This is a genomic window from Streptomyces sp. NPDC051909 (assembly GCF_040681095.1).
Classification (GTDB): Bacteria; Actinomycetota; Actinomycetes; order Streptomycetales; family Streptomycetaceae; genus Streptomyces.
In genome coordinates this window covers 24054-37098 of sequence record NZ_JBFAYA010000040.1, presented here as the reverse complement: position 1 = coordinate 37098, position 13045 = coordinate 24054, and the positions used below count along the sequence as shown (strand labels likewise).

The window sequence follows — 13045 nt, the reverse complement described above, 5'->3', positions numbered from 1 at the left end:
GTCGAACGCATGATGCGCGACGCCAAGATCACCCAGATCTACGAAGGCACCAACCAGGTCCAGCGCATCGTCATGGCCCGCAACCTCCCGTAATCCCCCCACGGGAAACCGACGGCCCCCGGCACGACGGTGCCGGGGGCCGTCGTGCGTTCGGCACTAGTCGACCTTGTCGCCCTCCGGGACCTGGTAGCAGCCGGAGACGAGGAACACGTTCAGCTTCGGCGGGTTCTCGTTGGCCCAGTGGGCGATCTTGACGCTGTGCTTCCTGGCGTCGTTGTCGGCGGTGATCGTGACGCTCTTGCTCTGACTGGTGTCGGGCCCGAAATCGACGATCTTCCAGCCGTGCTTCGGCATCTCCGCCTTGAGCCGCTCCATCACGCCGGCGAGCTGCTCGGGCGACGCGGGGGTGAAGGTCCACGCGTGGAACGTGGTGAAGTACTTCTCCGGGTCCTTGCCGGAGCACTCGTTGACACCGGGGCCCGGCTGGGTCGCCTTCCCCTTGAGGCCGATCAGGTCGTAGAGCTCGCTGGAGACCTTCTCCGCCGCGTCCAGCGCGTCGGACGTGGTGGAAACGCCCGCGGACGGAAGGCTGTCGGAATCCTTGGCATCGGTCATGCTGCATCCAGAGAGGGTCGTGAGGGCGAGGGACACGAGGAGCGCGGTTGCGCCCGCCTTGATCTTCATCTGACTAGCGCACTCCGGGAGTGGGGTTCGGTGGCGGCTTCAGCTTGACGTGCTCCGGCTCTCCGGCGACGACCAGCGCCTGGTTCTCCAGGCTCGTGGAGCCCTCGTTCCAGTAGTCGCTGTGACCCGAGCCGTCCGTGGTCATCTGGTTGGCGCCGAAGGTCGGGTCACTGGGGATCTGGAACGGACCGTCCCAGTCGGTCCCGCCGTGTCCGAACCGGCCGATGTCCGGGACCGGGTCCCCGTCGGCCTCCTCGTTCCAGACGTGCCCCTTGGGGACGTCCAGCTGCTCCGCCTTCGGCACCTGCACGCCGGGGCTGCCCGCGAGGATCACGTCGTCGGCGTTCAGGTCTCCCTGCCGGGCCGCCGAGCCGATGAGGGTCGTGCCGTACGAGTGGCCGATCGCCGTGCGGTGCGGGTCCGAGTCGACCGCACGTGACGCGTCGAGGCCGTCGAGGAAGCGGTTGTAGGCCGGGGCGCCGTCATTCGCGTAATGACTGAACGGCGAGTCCTTGACGATGTCCTGAGGGGCGTCGTAGCCGAGCCAGGTGACCGTGGAGACCGAGCCGTTGTCGGCACCGTTGGCCACGCTCCAGAGCCGTTCCATCCGCTTGATGTCGCCGTCGATGCCGCTCAGGTTCGCCGTCGTACCCGGCACGTAGACCGCCTGGTGGTCGGCCGTGTCCGGGTTCCCGTTGGCGACGATCGCCCGGCCGTTGCCCTCGGGGCTGAAGCCGAGCAGGTAGGCCTCCGGCGTGCCCTTGATCCCCGTCCGGTCGAAGCGTCCCTGGATGGCGTCCATGCCCTTCAGGGCGCCCGTGAGTTCCCTGTACCGGTCCCCGTGCTGCCTGTCCCACGCCATCCACTCGTCGGTGTGCACCTTCGCCGGGTACATACCGGCGGTGATCCACGTCCACTCGTTGGCGGGCGGCTTCGGTATGGAATTCAGCTCCGTCTGGTACTGGCCGTGCTTCTCCGCGAGGACCACCCGGTTCGCCTCGTCGCGCACCGTGGAGGGCAGCCCGTCGAGCGCGCCCACCGCCTCGGGCCGCAGGGACAGCCAGGCCGCCTGCTGCTCCGCGTCCAGCCCCTTCCACCAGTTCGCGTTGTCCTTCGGACTGCCGTCCCTGGGCGGCTGCGGCAGGGAGTCGAGGTAGCTCTTGCCCGCCTCCTTCACCCCGCCCATGTCCGACTGCGCGTCCGACCAGTCCCGGTCCGAGACCGTCAGGTCGTCGTCCGCCTTCAGGGCCCGCAGCTTCGGCGCCCACTTGGCGTCCGCTTCCGTGGCTTCCTTCAGGGCGTCGGCGATCCTGTTCGCGAACTCGATGGCCTTGCCGTAGTGCGGGTTCGGGTGGATGTTGATGGCCTGGCGCTCGATGGCGTTCGCCGTGGGGTCGGTCATCCCGGCGCTCCCGGTCACCGTTCCGCCGTCGGCGGTCTTGTCCGCGCCGGGCTTCGTGCCGGGCGGGAAGCCGACCGAACCGTTCGGGTTCACGGTGCAGTTGGCCGCCTGGGCGTCGGCGATCGCCGCGTCCAGCTTCCGCTTGGCCGCCCCCAGGTCGAAGGCGAAACCGTTCAGCGCGGTGCTGACGAGACCGCACTCGGTCTGCGCGTAGTGGAAGTTCTTCGACAGTTCCTTGAGCTCGCCCAGGGCGGCTTCGGCGGCCTTGCCCTCCAGCTCGCCGCGGATGCCGCCGGAGATCTTGGTGTCGATCGTGTCCTTGGCCGCCATGGCCATGTCGCCGACGGCCCGGTAGCCGTCCGCGGCCTCCTCGTACTCGGCCTGCTTGAAGGCCCGCAAGGTCTCCAGGTCCATGGCCGCTGTCACTTCTCCTTCGCCTGGCCGCCGACGGCCTCGGTGTCCGTGTAGTGCGCCTTGAGACCGTTGAGCTCACCGAGGAGGGTCTCGTCGGGCTTCGCCAGATCGTGCCCCGAGGAGGTCAGCAGTCCGCCCAGGGCGCCGCAACGGCCGTTCACGTCACCGACGTACTTCTTCCAGCTCTCGTAGAGCTCCTTCTGGGCGGCCGCGCTCTGGATCCCCTGACCGTCACCCAGTCCCGCCTGGCCCGAGTCGAGCTTCGTCAGCGCCGTGGCGACCTCGGTCTTCAGGCCCGAGACGCCCTCGCCGGCCTTCGCCCAGGCCCGCTTGTCGGTCTTCAGGTCCTCCGAGTACCCGCCGCCGCCCGGGTCCGGCGCGACCTGGTTCAGGCGCATCGACGACGACTGGCGTGCCGCCGTCTCCGCTTTGAGCTGCTCCCACTCGTCCCACGCCATGCGTGAACCTCCCCGTTCTCCCCGCTGTCCCCGTGCTGTCGCCCGAGGCGATCCGCCATGATTCCCGGCTTTGCTCGATGAAATCAAACGGTCGACGCCCGAACAGGGCGCCGACCGGGAGGACTCGACATCAGAGGTTCGACGTCAGCGGTTCGACGTGACCGTCACCGGCTCGTCGTTCTGGATCTCCTTGACCAGCTGCTTCACCTTCGGCATGTCCCACTTCAGGGAGTTCTGCGGGGCCGTGCCGTTGATCGGGATGTTCATCGACCTGCCGTCGCCGCCGCTGATGCCCTTCATCGCGAAGAACATCTGGCCCAGGTCGTACAGCGACATGTCCTTGTCCACGATCAGGGTGTCCAGGCCCGCGCCCAGGGTCGGGTAGAGCCTGAACGGGTTGAGGATCGTGCCGGGGGTCGCCGCCTGGTTGGCCAGGGCCGACAGGAACTTCTGCTGGTTCTTCGTGCGCTGCAGGTCCGACTCGGCGAACGCGTAGCGGGTACGCACGAAGGCCAGGGCCTGCTCGCCGTCGAGGGTCTGGGTGCCGGCCTGGAAGTCGGCGCCGGACTTCTTGTCCTTGAAGCCCTTCTCGATGTTCAGCTCGACACCGCCGAGCGCGTCCACGATGTTCGCGAAGCCGGCGAAGCCGATCTCCGCGTAGTGGTCGATGCGCAGGCCGGTGTTGTACTCGACCGTGCGGACGAGCAGCTCCGGGCCGTCCATCGCGTAGGCCGCGTTCAGCTTGGAGCCGCCGCGCGCCGCGTACTTCTTGCCGGACTCCGAGCCCACGAAGGACGGGATCGTCACCCAGGAGTCACGGGGGAGCGAGATCATCGTGTTCCCGCTCGAGCAGGCCGCGAGGATCATCATCGAGTCGGTCCGCTTGCCCTCGGCGGAGCCGGTGTGCAGCTTCTTCTTCTCCTCGGCGGACATGCCCTCGCGGCTGTCCGAGCCGACGATCAGATACGTGGTGCAGTCGCCCTCGGCCGGCCGCTCGATGACCTTGGCCAGATCGACCTCGTTGCGCATCTGTGAGCTCGCCCACGCGTAGGTGCCGACGCCCCATGCCAGGAGGCCCACGACCACCACGATCGAGCCGATCTTGACGCGCTTGCCCCAGTTCGGCGCGGGCCGCGCGGGCACGGGACCCCCGGCGCCGCCGCCCGGCGCGTACTGCGGCGGCACGCCGCCCCGGCCACCGCCGCCCTGCGGGCCGCCGTACACCTGGCCGGAGCTGTACCCGGAGTCGTAACCGGTCGCCTGGGCCTGGGTGAAGTTCGGGTTGTAGCCCTGGCCCTGGTCGTACCCCTGGCCCTGGTCGTAGCCCTGGCCCTGGTCGTACCCCTGATTCTGCTGGTACGGCTGCTGTGGGGGGACCTGCGGGCGCTGCACATGGCGCATCCGGCGAGGTCCCTCGGGCTGGGCGTCGGGCCAGTCATTCATGCGGAACAGTGTGCCGGTCCGCGCCTCCGCCCCGACAGGGCGGGTGGGGAATCGGACCGGCGCTGTTGCCAAGCTGATGCAAACCGGACGGGGCCGAGACCGGCCACAAGGGCGGGCATAAGGTAGAGGGCATGACAGATCAGGGCGCTATCCCGGGCAAGCCCACCTCCGCCTCCCGCACCACTCTCAGCCACATCATGACGAGCCACGACACCAACCTCCTCGGCACGGTGCACGGCGGCGTGATCATGAAGCTGGTGGACGACGCCGCGGGCGCGGTCGCGGGCCGGCACTCGGGCGGCCCAGCCGTCACCGCGTCCATGGACGAGATGGCCTTCCTGGAGCCGGTCCGGGTCGGCGACCTGGTGCATGTGAAGGCCCAGGTCAACTGGACCGGCCGGTCCTCCATGGAGGTCGGCGTGCGGGTCATGGCCGAACGCTGGAACGAGTCCACCCCGGCCACCCAGGTCGGCTCCGCCTACCTCGTCTTCGCCGCCGTCGACGCCGACGGCAAGCCGCGCCCCGTCCCCCCGGTCCTCCCGGAGACCGAGCGCGACAAGCGCCGCTACCAGGAGGCCCAGATCCGCCGCACCCACCGCCTGGCCCGCCGCCGCGCGATCAAGGAACTCCGCGAACAGCGGAAGGCGGAGGGGTACGAGGACTAGGGCCCCGGTGCCCTGGGCGAGTGAGCCGAAGGGGCGCGCCGGGGGAACAGGTCCGAGCGCGCGCAGCCTCCCGAGGTACGAGGGAGGCGAGCACGTGCGGGCCTGTGAGTCCGGCTGAAAGCGCCCCGGAGGTGAACCGAGCCCCGAAAAACTACGGGCACACCACCTGGTCCCCTCGCACCGCCTCGAACTGTCCCGTCTGCCGCTCCCGCTCCCGCACCGGCGTCACGCCCTTGTAGTCCGCGCCCACCGTCACCTTCAGCGTCGCGCCCTGGCCCTTGACCGGGCGGAGCTCGGCGCCCGGCAGGGCCGTGGCCAGGGACTTCGCCGAGCGGTCCCAGCCCGGGTCGTACTCGACGAGGGTGCGGGCGTGCTCCCGGCCGCCGGGGGCGGTCCGCGGCGCGCGGGTGGTGTCGAAGCCGGTGGCGCGCAGCGCCGTGTCGACCCGGCCGCCGAGCCCGTCCGTGGGGGTTCCGTTGTAGACCTGGACCCGGATCGTCTTCGGCGCGACGTCCACGTCGGCGGGCCGCGGCCCCTTGGGCGCGGTCGGCCGGGCCGGGGCGAGCGGCCGGTCGTCGCGCAGCGACTGGAACAGCTTCTGCGCCTTCGCCGCGTCCCACTTCACCGTGGAGCCGATCCCCTTCACCGGGAAGCTCATGTCGCCGATCGGCACGGACACGAACTCCGACGAGGCCGGCGTGAAGCCGTTCATCGCCTTCGCCAGGGTCAGCATCTGCTGGGTGCCGAAGCCCTGGTCGGCCCGGACCGAGCTCAGCATGGTGGACGCGACCTCGCGGAAGCGCACCGGGTTGAGCAGCACCCCGCCGCCGGTCACCCGGTCGATCAGGGCTGCCAGGAACTTCTGCTGCCGCTGCATGCGCCCGATGTCGGCGGCGCCGTCGACGTGCCGGGCGCGCACATACTGGAGGGCCTGTCCGCCGTCGAGCTCGTGCGGCCCGGCGGGCAGGTCGAGCCCGGTGTAGGAGTCCTTCAGCGGCTTGACGGTGCAGATCTGCACCCCGCCGACCGCGTCCACGGTGCGCATGAAGCTGGTGAAGTCGACCTCCAGGTAGTGGTCGATCTTCACCCCGGTCATCGACTCCACGGTCCGCACGGTGAGCCCGGGCCCGCCCTCCGCGTACGCCGCGTTCAGCTTCACCGGGTGCGCGTGGTGGTGCTTGCCGGTGGTGAGATCGGTGTGCTCGGGCATCTCGGCGTACGAGTCACGGGGGAGCGAGACCACGCTCGCCCGCTCCCGGTCCTCCGAGATGTGCACGAGCATCACGGTGTCCGTGCAGTGGCAGGGGGCGCCGCCGAGCCGGTACTTCCGGCGCTCCTCCTCGGTGATCCGGTCGCGGCCGTCGGTGCCGACGACCAGGACGTTCATGCCGTGCCCGGGCTGCGGGCGGTTCTTCATGTCCTTGAAGGGGTCGATCCGGTTGATGCCGGTGTCGAGGCTGGTCACCACGGCATGCCCGATGCCCCCCGCGGCGAGCACCACCACGGACAGCGTCGTCGCCATCCGCATGCCCCACCGCGGCCGGCTCGGCCGGCGCCCGCGCCTGCCGGCCGCCGCCGGGCGGACCGGTGCGCGGTGAGCCGGTGCGGTGCGGGCCGGGGGCCGAGGCGGACGAGGCGGCGTGCGGGGCGGTGTGGGCACCGGGGGGACACCTCCGCTGGTACGACAGGGGGACCGTGAGCACCGTAGGCCCATACGATCAGCGCCACCGTGCTGCGACCCGGCGGCACGCGCCCGTGTCCCCCGTTCGCGGTAACGTGGGCGGACCATGAACGCCACTCCGCCTGTCTCCGTGATCATGCCGGTCCTCAACGAGGAGCGGCATCTGCGCAACTCCGTCCGTCACATCCTGGAGCAGGAGTACGACGGCGAGATGGAGGTGGTGATCGCGCTCGGGCCGTCCACGGACCGCACCGACGAGATCGCCGCCGAGCTCGTACGTGAAGACCCCCGGGTCCACACCGTGCCGAACCCCACCGGCCGTACCCCCGCCGCCCTGAACGCGGCGATCAAGGCCTCCCGTCACCCGATCGTGGTCCGCGTCGATGGCCACGGCATGCTGTCGCCCAGCTACATCGCGACCGCCGTCCGCCTCCTGGAGGAGACGGGCGCGATGAACGTCGGCGGCATCATGCACGCCGAGGGCGAGAACGCCTGGGAGGACGCGGTCGCCGCCGCGATGACCTCCAAGATCGGCGTGGGCAACGCGGCCTTCCACACGGGCGGCGCAGCCGGCCCGGCGGAGACCGTCTACCTGGGCGTGTTCCGCCGCGAGGCGCTGGAGCAGCAGGGCGGCTACAACGTGGAGTTCATCCGCGCCCAGGACTGGGAGCTGAACTTCCGCATCCGCGAGGCCGGCGGCCTGATCTGGTTCTCGCCGGAGCTGCGCGTGCAGTACCGGCCGCGGCCGAGCGTGCGCGCCCTCGCCAAGCAGTACAAGGACTACGGCCGCTGGCGCCATGTCGTCGCCCGCTACCACGAGGGCTCGATCAATCTGCGCTACCTCGCCCCGCCGGCCGCGGTCTGCGCGATCGCCGCGGGCCTCGTGGTGGGCGCGGCCCTCACCCCGCTCGGCTTCGTGATCCCGGCCGGCTATCTGGCGGCGATCACCGCGGGCTCGGTCCCGGCCGGCAAGGGCCTGTCCCTGAAGGCCCGCCTCCAGATCCCGGTGGCCCTGGCGACCATGCACATGTCCTGGGGCTTCGGCTTCCTGACCAGCCCGCGCGCGCTGGCGCGGAAGGTCATCGCGAGCAGGCGCCCGGCGGTGAAGGCCGGCGAGACCGTCTGACCTGCTGCTCACGGCGAAGGCCGGGCCCCTTACGAGGGTGCCCGGCCTTCGCCGTATGGATAGTGCGGGTTCCTAGGACTTCCCGTCCCACTCGTAGATCTTGGGGTTGACGGTCATGCAGTCCGTCTTGTCGTCCGCGCCCTCCGGCAGGTCGCCCGCGGCCACCGTCGGCTTCTTGTAGGTGCTGCCCTCGCGCCAGTCGGCGCCGACGACCAGGGTGAGGCCGGTGACCTTGGCGTCCGCGCGGACCGCCGTGGCCGGCAGGCCGAGGGCCTTGGCCACGGAGGCGGCGTCGGCCTTGCCCTGCTCGCCGTCGCCCTTCGGGTAGAACACCACGGTGTCCTTGCGCGGCTGGGCGTCCCGGGAGTGCTGGGCCTGGCTGAAGCCCTTGCCGCGCAGCTCCTTGGCCACGTCGCCGGCCCGGCCCTCCTGGGCCGCCTCGCCGTCGCCCGCGGTGCCGTTGATCACGGTGACGGAGAGGGAGCCGGGGGCCCCGGCGATGGCCGCCGGCTGCGTGGACGCGGACGGCTTGGGCTTGCCCTTGCCGTCGGCCGGGTCGCCGTTCTTGTCCATGGCCACGTCGTCGCGGAGCATCGACCACATCTTCTCGGCGGCCGCCTGGCGCGGCTGGAGCCAGGCGTCCGGGTTGCCCGGGTACGCGTCCGTCGGGACGGTGGCCGTGGTCAGCCGGTCCAGCTTCACGTTCTTCAGCTGCATCGACAGGTCGAACAGCTTCTTCACCGTCTTGATCTCGTCGGAGACCTTGAAGGCCTTCGTGGCGGTCTCGGCGAGCCCCATCAGCCGCGGGGTGTCGGTCCAGGCGTCCTGGTCCTGGAGCTTCTTCATCAGCCCGTTCATGTACATGTGCTGGGCCTGGGCACGGCCTTGGTCACTGCCCCAGGCATGCCGGGTGCGCAGCCACTGGAGGGCCTGCTCGCCCTGGATGTCGTGGGTGCCCTCGGTGAGCTTGAGGTTGGAGCCGCCGGGGACCCGGGGCGTCGACTTGTCCCAGACGCCGGTCTTCACACAGACCGGGACGCCGCCGACCTCGTCGGCCATGGCCACCACACCCCAGAACTCGATCATCATCCAGTGGTCGATGTAGACCCCGGTGAGCTTCTCCCAGGTGGTGAGGGTGCAGCCGGGACCGCCGCGCTGCAGCGACTCGTTGATCGGCCGGTTGTTGGTCTCGGGGTACTTCTGGCCGTCCTCGCCGGTGCACTCCGGGATCTTGACGACGGTGTCGCGCGGGATGGAGATGATCGAGGCGTTCTTGCGGTCCGCGGAGACGTGCAGCAGCATCTGCACGTCGGCGAGCGCCGGCCGGTCGCGGTCCTTCTTGCCGCCGCCCAGCGCCACGTTCTTGGGGTCGTTGCGGTTGTCGGAGCCGATGAGGAGGATGTTCAGCGGGGTGTCGCCGAGCGCGTTCGGCGAGGCCTTCTTCACACCGCTCTCGCCGCCCGCGCGGCCACCGCTGCGGATGTTGCCGTTGAGGTGCTCGTAGTACAGGTATCCGGCGCCGGCCGTGCCGGTTATCAGCAGGGCCAGCGTGATGGCGGTCCAGCGCAGCACCTTGCGCTTGCCGGTCTTCTTGGTCCGGGCACGCCGGCGCGAGCCGCCGCGCCGGTGGCCCGAACCCGTACGGCTGGTGTCGTCGCCGGTGTCACCGCCGTCGCCGGGGCGCCGGGCATGGGGCACCCGGCCGCCCGCGCCCGCGCCCGGACCGCCGTGGCCGCCGCTGTCGCCGTTCCCCTCCTCGTAGAGGCTGTCGTCCCAGCCCACCTCTTGGGCGCGCGAGGCACGCTCCCGCGCCCCCTCCCTACGCACGCTGCTCTGTCCCACCCCAGGTCTCCTTGTTCACTCAGGCGTTCACTCAGGCGTGGCACAGGGCCGGACCGGTGGTCCGGCTCACTTGGCGCACACCTGCTTGTCGGCCGTCTGCGCACCCTCCGGCGCCTTCGCCGGACCGGTGAGGGGCACCCCCGCCCCCTTGTAGTCGGCGCCGAGTACGAGCGTCATGGGCTCACGCTCCCCGGCGTCCTGTGTGCCCGGCTTGAGAGCCGTGGCCGGCAGGCCCATCAGGTCCGCGAGCTTGCGGGCCTGGTCGGCCTGGTTGGGCGCGTACGTGAGCGTGGTCTTCGCCGCCGGCTCCGGGGCGTTGCTCTTGTTGCTCGACCGCGTCACGCCGTGCTCGTTCTGGAGCCATTCGATCGTCTTCTGCGCCGCGCCCGTCTTGCCGCTGCCGTTGTAGACATCGACACGGACCTCGCGCGCGGTGGAACGGGCGCCCTGGAGAAGCTTCGCCTGGGCCGCGGCCTGGGCGTTCTTGGCGTCCGTCTCCTTCTTCTTCACCTCGGTGAGCGAGGTGTCGGACTGCATCATCTCGAAGAGCCGCGGGGCCTCGACAGGGTCGGGGACCACCGTGACCGGCCTGGGCTCGCTCGGGTTGTCGATGACCGGCATGGTCAGGAACGTGATGTTCTTGGTGTCGATCTTGGCGAGTTCCAGGGCCAGGGACTTGAGCTTGGAGATGCTTCCTATGCCCGTGTCGACGGTGAGCGCCTTGGTGGCGGCGTCGGCGAGGCCGTACAGCTTGGTCGGGGACGTGAGCGTGTCGTCCGACTTCATCTGACGGATCATCGAGCTGAGGAACTGCTGCTGGACCTTCATGCGGTCCAGGTCGCTCTCGTTGCCGAAGCTGTGCCGGGTACGGACGAAGGCCAGGGCCTGCTCGCCCTGGATGGTGGACTCGCCGGCCGGCAGCTTGAGGTGCGACTTGGGGTCGTTCACGGGCTTCGCCACACAGACCTTCACGCCGCCGACGGCCGTCGTCATCTCCTTGACGGCGTTGAAGTCGGCCATCATGAAGTGGTCGACGGTGAGCCCGGTGATCTCCTTGACGGTGCGCATGGTGCAGCCGGGGTCGCGGTCGGACTGGCCGAGGCTGATGTTGAAGCGCTCGTCGGTCTGGCCGGGGATCTTCTTGACGGAGCCGTCGGACTGCTTCGTCTCGCACTCGGGGATGTCGATGACCAGGTCGCGGGGGATGGACATCGCCGTGGCGTTCGTCCGGTCCTTGGAGACGTGGAAGAGGATCGTGGTGTCGGCGTGGCCGGGGCTGTTCTTGTCCCCGTAGCCGGCGTTGCCCTCACCGGTCCGCTTGTCGGTGCCGATGAGCAGGACGTTGAAGGCCTCGTCCTTCTTGAAGCCCTCGCTGCCGCCCGCGACCTCGATGGTGTTGATGTTGTTGTCGAAGTGGTTGTAGAGCGCGTACGCCCCGGCGGCGCCCGCCACGACCACGAAGGCCATGGTGCCGCCCGTCCACATCATGACCTTCTTCTTGCGCGACTTCTCCGGCCTGCGCTTGCGGCGCCCCGCGGGCCCGCGCTGGTCACCGGGCTCGGGGGCACGGCGACGGCGCTGCCCGGGAACGGGCGGCGCGGCCTCCGTGGTGCGTGAGGCGCTGTGGTCGCCGCGCTCGGCGCGGTCGTGCGTTCTCTGTCCGGGCGGCGTGGCACCCCGGGCGCTACGGGTGGTGCGGGGGCGCGGTTGGGACGGGGCGGCCTGCGACGACTGCTCAGCGGAGCGGTCCAGTCGCAGTTCGTAGTGGCCCGTCTGCGGGTTGAGCACCCACTGGTCGGCGGGGTCGATCTCGTCCGCCCGTCCACGGCTGTGCGCGTCCACGGTTACTTGAGTCCTCCGTCGGTGCCACGCGAGGCGCCTCCCCCTCGGGCGCTCGGTCTTCGATCCATCGAGTGCGCGACCACATGGCCTGGTGCACCGGATCGCGTCACACTATCCGCCCAGTTCAGCGTGGGGCGACGTCCGTGACAAATTCCACGCCCCTTACAACCGGGCAATTTGCTCAAACCTCATCGGGCTCCTCCCATCCCTTGGCCCTCGCTTTGCAAATCGCGTCGCTCCAGCGGTCGGCGCCGGTGGCCGCGGGCAGGCCGCCCTCGTCAGCCCTGGCACGCGCCCTCCGCCGCGTTGCGTCCCGCGAAGGTGGGCGTCGCGGAGGTGCCCGGCCCGTCGCCGGCCTGCTCCTTCGTGCCGTCAGCGCCCGGATGCACGGTGACCGGCTGGTCGGCGCGCAGCCGCGCGAAGAGCTGATCGGCGGCGGGTTGCACCAGTTCGTCCCGGTTCGCGTTGTACGAGTACGGGCGCCGCGGCACCGTGAGGAACTGCACCTTCTCCGTCGGGACCGCCCGCATCGACCGCGCCAGGTCGTACAGGTCGCGCAGCGAGTCGAGCCCCGGGTCGGTGGTGATGGACCTCGTGGCGGCGTCCAGGACCGGGTAGAGCTTCGTCGGGTTGAGGAGGACGCCGTCGCTCTGCACCTTGTTGACGAGCGCCCCGAGGAACTGCTGCTGCCGGTCCATCCGATCGGTGTCACTGCCGTTGCCGATCGACTTGCGGGCCCGTACGAAACCGAGCGCCTGCTCGCCGTGCAGCGTCTGGCGTCCGGCCGGCAGCTTCAGATGCGCGTCGCGGTCGTCGATCGGCTCCTTCAGGCAGACCTCGACCCCGTCCACGGCGTCCACCATCTTCTTGAAGCCTCGGAAGTCGATCACCATGTGGTGGTCGATCCGGATCTTGGTCAGCTTCTCCAGGGTGCGGATGGTGCAGGCGGTGCCGCCGAACTCGAAGGCCCAGTTGAACTGGGCGAATTGCTCGGTGGTGCGGGTTTTGTCCGCCTTCGTGCAGGCGGGGATCCGCACCATCAGATCGCGCGGGATCGACACCGCCGTCGCGCCCGCGCCCTCCGCCGAGATGTGCAGCAGGATCGTGGTGTCCGAGCGCTGAGTGCCCTCGTCCTTCCCGTACTTGCCGTTTCCCGCGCCGGTCCGGGTGTCCGAACCGATCAGCAGGATGTTCCGCGCCGCGTTCACGGCCGGCGAGGGGCGCTCCTTCTCGTACTTGCGCAGCTCGGCCTCGGCGGTGGTGTCCGTGGTGATGTTCCCGTCCAGCTTCCGGTACGCCCACCAGCCGGCCCCCGCCGCGGCGAGCACCACGGCCGCCGCCCCGAGCGCCGCCCACCGCAGCCACCGCCGCCGCTTCCGCCCGGCCCCGGCCTCGCCCCCGGCCTCGTCCTCGGTGGCGGGCGTGTCCGCGCTGTCCGTCACGTCTGAACCGTCCGTCCTCACTGGCGCCTGCGGCACACCGTCCGGC

11 protein-coding genes are annotated in these 13045 nt (G+C 70.2%); 3 read left to right on the top strand and 8 right to left on the bottom strand.

Annotated features, from left to right (window positions below; genetic code table 11):
- On the top strand, nt 1-93 hold a 93-nt coding region (locus AB0M18_RS34405), incomplete at its 5' end, for an acyl-CoA dehydrogenase family protein (RefSeq protein ID WP_132919430.1).
- Between the two features lie 63 nt (nt 94-156).
- Here AB0M18_RS34405 and AB0M18_RS34400 read toward each other — a convergent pair.
- The 4 genes from AB0M18_RS34400 to AB0M18_RS34385 form a co-directional block, all read right to left on the bottom strand.
- The gene (locus tag AB0M18_RS34400; protein WP_365765034.1) at nt 157-615 is read right to left on the bottom strand and encodes a hypothetical protein; all 459 of its coding nucleotides are present in this window, start codon (nt 613-615) and stop codon (nt 157-159) included.
- Nucleotides 616-688: 73 nt separating this feature from the next.
- Entirely contained in the window at nt 689-2500 is a 1812-nt protein-coding gene (locus AB0M18_RS34395; RefSeq protein ID WP_365765032.1) for an alpha/beta hydrolase, read from the bottom strand.
- Nucleotides 2501-2508: 8 nt separating this feature from the next.
- Nucleotides 2509-2958 (bottom strand): hypothetical protein, encoded by a 450-nt coding sequence (locus AB0M18_RS34390; RefSeq protein WP_365765030.1) that lies wholly within the window; start codon nt 2956-2958, stop codon nt 2509-2511.
- Between the two features lie 144 nt (nt 2959-3102).
- Nucleotides 3103-4401 (bottom strand): LCP family protein, encoded by a 1299-nt coding sequence (locus AB0M18_RS34385; RefSeq protein ID WP_365765028.1) that lies wholly within the window; start codon nt 4399-4401, stop codon nt 3103-3105.
- 131 nt (nt 4402-4532) lie between these two features.
- Between AB0M18_RS34385 and AB0M18_RS34380 the strand changes: the two genes are divergently transcribed.
- On the top strand, nt 4533-5066 hold the full coding sequence (locus AB0M18_RS34380; RefSeq protein ID WP_365765026.1) for an acyl-CoA thioesterase: 534 nt from the start codon (nt 4533-4535) through the stop codon (nt 5064-5066).
- Nucleotides 5067-5217: 151 nt separating this feature from the next.
- Here AB0M18_RS34380 and AB0M18_RS34375 read toward each other — a convergent pair whose 3' ends face one another.
- On the bottom strand, nt 5218-6594 hold the full coding sequence (locus tag AB0M18_RS34375) for an LCP family protein (protein WP_365765024.1): 1377 nt from the start codon (nt 6592-6594) through the stop codon (nt 5218-5220).
- Between the two features lie 259 nt (nt 6595-6853).
- Between AB0M18_RS34375 and AB0M18_RS34370 the strand changes: the two genes are divergently transcribed.
- Nucleotides 6854-7873, top strand: a complete 1020-nt coding sequence (locus tag AB0M18_RS34370; RefSeq protein WP_365765022.1) for a glycosyltransferase family 2 protein — start codon at nt 6854-6856, stop codon at nt 7871-7873.
- Nucleotides 7874-7945: 72 nt separating this feature from the next.
- Here AB0M18_RS34370 and AB0M18_RS34365 read toward each other — a convergent pair whose 3' ends face one another.
- The 3 genes from AB0M18_RS34365 to AB0M18_RS34355 form a co-directional block, all read right to left on the bottom strand.
- Nucleotides 7946-9715 (bottom strand): LCP family protein, encoded by a 1770-nt coding sequence (locus AB0M18_RS34365; RefSeq protein ID WP_365765019.1) that lies wholly within the window; start codon nt 9713-9715, stop codon nt 7946-7948.
- A gap of 66 nt (nt 9716-9781) precedes the next feature.
- Entirely contained in the window at nt 9782-11557 is a 1776-nt protein-coding gene (locus AB0M18_RS34360) for an LCP family protein (protein ID WP_365765017.1), read from the bottom strand.
- 278 nt (nt 11558-11835) lie between these two features.
- The gene (locus tag AB0M18_RS34355; protein ID WP_365765040.1) at nt 11836-13020 is read right to left on the bottom strand and encodes an LCP family protein; all 1185 of its coding nucleotides are present in this window, start codon (nt 13018-13020) and stop codon (nt 11836-11838) included.
- Between the last annotated feature and the right edge of the window lie 25 nt (nt 13021-13045).

Excerpts from the sequence above, each read along its gene's own strand:
- AB0M18_RS34400 (WP_365765034.1), bottom strand. The coding sequence starts at position 615 with ATGACCGATGCCAAGGATTCCGACAGCCTTCCGTCCGCGGGCGTTTCC.
- AB0M18_RS34395 (WP_365765032.1), bottom strand. The coding sequence starts at position 2,500 with ATGGACCTGGAGACCTTGCGGGCCTTCAAGCAGGCCGAGTACGAGGAG.
- AB0M18_RS34390 (WP_365765030.1), bottom strand. The coding sequence starts at position 2,958 with ATGGCGTGGGACGAGTGGGAGCAGCTCAAAGCGGAGACGGCGGCACGC.
- AB0M18_RS34385 (WP_365765028.1), bottom strand. The coding sequence starts at position 4,401 with ATGAATGACTGGCCCGACGCCCAGCCCGAGGGACCTCGCCGGATGCGC.
- AB0M18_RS34380 (WP_365765026.1), top strand. The coding sequence starts at position 4,533 with ATGACAGATCAGGGCGCTATCCCGGGCAAGCCCACCTCCGCCTCCCGC.
- AB0M18_RS34375 (WP_365765024.1), bottom strand. The coding sequence starts at position 6,594 with ATGCGGATGGCGACGACGCTGTCCGTGGTGGTGCTCGCCGCGGGGGGC.
- AB0M18_RS34370 (WP_365765022.1), top strand. The coding sequence starts at position 6,854 with ATGAACGCCACTCCGCCTGTCTCCGTGATCATGCCGGTCCTCAACGAG.